Origin of the sequence: Planktothrix sp. FACHB-1355, assembly GCF_014748295.1 — a bacterium.
Taxonomy (GTDB): Bacteria; Cyanobacteriota; Cyanobacteriia; order Cyanobacteriales; family Aerosakkonemataceae; genus Aerosakkonema; species Aerosakkonema funiforme_A.
Genome location: NZ_JACJUP010000616.1, coordinates 1 through 4091, shown reverse-complemented (window position 1 = coordinate 4091; position 4091 = coordinate 1). Strand labels below are relative to the sequence as shown.

The following is a 4091-nucleotide window of genomic DNA, read 5'->3' as shown; positions in this document are numbered from 1 at the left end:
CATAGCGGCTATATTTTTTCTCAATGCCCCAGGTTCCCAGCAAAGCCAAACCAAATACGATCGCAGGTACAATCAGAAACAGGCGATTAATTGCTGCCTGTAACTCCTCTATCGGCGCATTTATAGTTAATTTTCTCAGCAATACCCCAATAATAATTGCGCCGACAATCGTTCCCCCGATCAACATTGACCAGTCAATTCCCACCAGTTGAGAGCGATTATCTTCGTCGGAAACGTCCACTAGCAGGGTGGCAAACGGCGTCGAACAAGCGCTGACTGCCAAACCGTAAAGGGCAAACAAAAAGGCTAGCAAGGCAGTCCAGGTATAGGTTTGATTCGTCCAGCCTTCCGCTTTCAAACTAGCGCCCACCTGCCACATCACTTGCACGGCGATAAATGCTACGATCGCCAGACTGGCTGCACCGATCCAGACATATCCTGTGCGATGATATCCCCACAAAGGCTTGGTGTCTGACAGCTGCCCGAACCAAACTCGCGCTGGCGCTACAAATAAAGTCAAGGCTAAAATGACTGTGGCAAGGGTTGCGGGTACTCCCAATTCTCTGATCAGAACGCGATTGAGTACGCCAAACGTAAGAACTGACATCATACCCAGTCCGGTTTGGCATAAACCCAGTCTTAACATCGCAGGTAGATTGAGTCTGGGCAATTTTTGGGGATTGTCTTCTATTTTGATATCTGATAAATCACCGCTAGACATAGTTTTTCAAACAGACGATCGCTACAAAACTAACTTTTATCTAAAAATGTTGCCTTGTGGAACAGCTTAAAAATATTGCCGCCCCACGAGTCGGATACGGTTACTCTTTTAAAGATAAGCTGTCAGCGACCCAGGTTGAGCCTTTTGTCGTAACGCTACACTCAATATATGTGAAGAAGTGTAAAGTAAAATGGCAACAGAAGTACAGACTATTACACTAGGCCGAAATGGCCCCAGCGTTACTCCCTTGTGTATTGGCACTTGGGCTTGGGGTGATAAACTGTTTTGGAATTATGGCAAAAATTACGGAGAGGCGCAGCTTTGGGAAGCTTTTCAAGCTTCTCTCGACGCTGGCGTTAACTTCTTTGACACAGCAGAAGTATACGGGATGGGGCTGTCAGAGGAGTTATTAGGTAAGTTCATGCAGCAAAGTGGCCAAAAAGTCGAAATAGCGACTAAATACGGCCCCTTACCTTGGCGATTTACCAAAGAGTCGGTTTCAGACGCGGTAACGGCAAGTTTGAAACGGCTACAAGTCGATCGCGTTACACTTTACCAAGTACATTGGCCTTTTGCCTTCTTCATGAGCCAAGATACCTTGATGAACGCCTTGGCAGATGAAGTGCAGCGTGGCAGAATCACAGCAGTGGGCGTCAGCAACTATTCAGCCGAACAAATGCGCGAAGCTCACCAAATCCTAGCATCGAGAGGTGTGCCTTTGGCCACGAATCAGGTGCGTTATTCGCTGCTATCGCGACAAGTTGAAAGTAAAGGTATCGTTGCTACCGCCAAACAGTTAGGCGTAACCATCCTCGCTTACAGTCCTTTAGCACAAGGTTTGCTAACTGGCAAGTACACATCCGAAAATTACAAAGAACCGACAGACGCCCGCAAATTCGATTCTCGCTTCAGTCGCAGCGGTTTGGCAAAAATCGCACCTGCGATCTCTCTACTGCGGGAGTTTGGCGAAAAGTACGATCGCACACCCGCCCAAGTTGCGCTCAATTGGTTAATTGCACAAGGCGATGTGATTCCCATTCCGGGTGCTAAAACAGCGGCACAAGCGAGACAGAATGCAGGTGCTTTGGGTTGGCGGCTGAGCGATGATGAAATTGCACAGCTCGAAAACGCCAGTCGTCCCTGGTTAGCATAAATTTACGTAGGGTGCGTTAGCTGTCTTCGTAACGCACCTTCTCAAATAACTAGGTAAATTTATGAACATCTTCTCTAAATGGGGATTCACCCGTGAAGGTTGGCGCAATAACAGTCGAGGCGAATACTGGGTTTTACTTCAAGCCGCTTTAATCGTAGGCTTTATTCTTTTGCCAATTTACCGCCCAACTTGGTTAAATCTTGCTTATTCTCAATCGTTGTATTTTAGTTGGGCGATCGCTGCTTTATTGGCAATATCAGCATTAGTACTATTTGTCAAGGGATTGCTAGATTTAGGACAGCAGCTAACACCATTGCCTTATCCAATCGAAGAAGGGCAATTAGTACAAACTGGTGTCTACAGTCTGGTGCGACATCCCGTTTATAGCGGCGTGATTGCGATCGCACTCAGTTGGACAATATTTCAATTCAGTTTATCTCATTTAATCGCAACAGTTATTATCTTTGCTTTTTTCGATGCCAAAGCTAATCGCGAAGAAACTTGGTTAAGTGAAAAATATCCCGATTATTCAGATTACAGCCAACAAGTCAAAAAACTGATTCCTTGGTTGTATTAAAAAGAGGCAAACTCGCCTTTGGTTCGTTGGAAAGAAGCTTGGAGGATAAGTTCTGGAGCCCTAAATTCGTAATTTAGCCAAAAAATGAAAAATTGTTCTCTGGCGGAACCAGAGAACAAGGGCAAAAGGGAAGATTATCTTTACTTTTGCCTTTTTAGCTCTTACCTTTTAGTTCCCTAGTTCGACTTTCGATGATTCAGCAGTGCGAGAACGGCGGATCAGTCTGGGTTTGGCACTTGCGGAAACGCCTTCTTCGCTACTGTATTCTTCCGAAGTCTTAGACCGCTTGTTCAACCTGGGTTTGGGAGTGCCAAACTCCATTTCTTCCTCGGCGTAATTTTCGGAACGCATCCAAGCCGGACGAGTTTGATCGTAAGCCATTTGCAGGGCGGCAGCTGCGATCGCGTGGGCGTCGTACTCTTCGCCGAGTTGGGCGACCAAAGGCAGGAAGGAAGCCATGCGTTCTCCGGTCAAAGCTTCGCGCACTTGCGCTTGCAGTTTTTCCAGCTGACGCGCTTCAATTTGCGATCGGGTAGGAATCGATCGTACTACCAGGCTTTGACGCACGTGACGCTCAATTAAGCGCAGTTTGCGCCGATCCAAAGGTTCGATCAAAGAAATTGCGGTTCCTTCCCGTCCGGCGCGTCCGGTACGTCCGATGCGGTGGACGTAGCTTTCGACGCTATCCGGCAGGTCATAGTTGATCACGTGGGTGAGATGGTCTACATCCAATCCCCGCGCCGCTATATCCGTAGCAACTACCAAACGTACTTGCTTATTGCGGAAGCGCAGCAATAACCGTTCCCGCGCTTGTTGATTCAAGTCGCCGTGATATTCATCTACGCTGTGACCGGCTGCTTGCAATTGGTTGGTCAGTTCGGCGGCTGCACGGCGAGTCCGCACGAATATCAGAGCTGTTTCCGGGTCTTCCAGTTCCAAAATCGGCTGTAAGGCACGAGCTTTCGTCCAACCGCGAGGCACCATGTAAGCGACTTGATTGATTTGCTTGGGTGCGGCTTTTGGTTGTTCTACAGTAACTGTAACGGGCGATCGCAAGAACTTAGCTACCAATTCCCGAATTGCTGGTGGCATTGTCGCGGAGAAAAATGCCGTCTGCCGTTCTGATGGTACTTGTTTGAGGATTTTTTCTACATCGTCGATAAAGCCCATGCTCAGCATTTCATCGGCTTCATCTAATACCAACCAGCTAACTTGACCGAGTTTGAGGTCGCCTCTTTCCAACAAATCCAGCACCCGTCCCGGCGTTCCGACAACGATGTGAACGCCTTGTTGCAAGCGGCGAATTTGTCGATCGATCGATTGACCGCCGTATACTGGCAGAATCCACAATTTGCGATCTACTTTGAAGTCGCGAATTGCTTCCGAAACTTGCATTGCTAACTCGCGAGTCGGGGTCAGAATCAGAGCTTGTACTGCATTCCGCTCGATATCGATTCTTTCCAAAATTGGCAGAGAAAATGCTGCCGTTTTACCTGTTCCAGTCTGCGATTGACCTACTACATCCCTACCTGCAAGCAATTGGGGAATTGCTTGCGATTGGATTGTAGTCGGAGTTGTAATTCCTAATTTTTCTAGATGTTCAACCCGTGTTTCTGAAAGACCTAAGTTTTTGAAAGTTA

At 47.5% G+C, this 4091-nt stretch carries 4 protein-coding genes; 2 read left to right on the top strand and 2 right to left on the bottom strand.

Annotated features, from left to right (window positions below; translation table 11 throughout):
• A partial coding sequence (locus tag H6S82_RS21700) for a PucC family protein (RefSeq protein WP_191056687.1) occupies window positions 1–721 on the bottom strand: 721 nt, incomplete at its 3' end.
• A gap of 190 nt (window positions 722–911) precedes the next feature.
• Here H6S82_RS21700 and H6S82_RS21695 point away from each other — a divergent pair.
• Together H6S82_RS21695 and H6S82_RS21690 are read left to right on the top strand one after the other, a co-directional pair.
• Entirely contained in the window at window positions 912–1874 is a 963-nt protein-coding gene (locus H6S82_RS21695; RefSeq protein ID WP_190468486.1) for an aldo/keto reductase, read from the top strand.
• A 61-nt stretch (window positions 1875–1935) separates the two neighbouring features.
• Window positions 1936–2451, top strand: coding sequence for an isoprenylcysteine carboxylmethyltransferase family protein (locus tag H6S82_RS21690; protein ID WP_190468483.1), 516 nt, complete (start codon window positions 1936–1938; stop codon window positions 2449–2451).
• 168 nt (window positions 2452–2619) lie between these two features.
• On the opposite strand, the gene H6S82_RS21685 is transcribed toward H6S82_RS21690, so the two are convergent.
• Window positions 2620–4091: DEAD/DEAH box helicase (locus tag H6S82_RS21685; protein WP_191056686.1), on the bottom strand; the 1472-nt coding region annotated here is incomplete at its 5' end.

Excerpts from the sequence above, each read along its gene's own strand:
- H6S82_RS21690 (WP_190468483.1), top strand. The coding sequence starts at position 1,936 with ATGAACATCTTCTCTAAATGGGGATTCACCCGTGAAGGTTGGCGCAAT.
- H6S82_RS21695 (WP_190468486.1), top strand. The coding sequence starts at position 912 with ATGGCAACAGAAGTACAGACTATTACACTAGGCCGAAATGGCCCCAGC.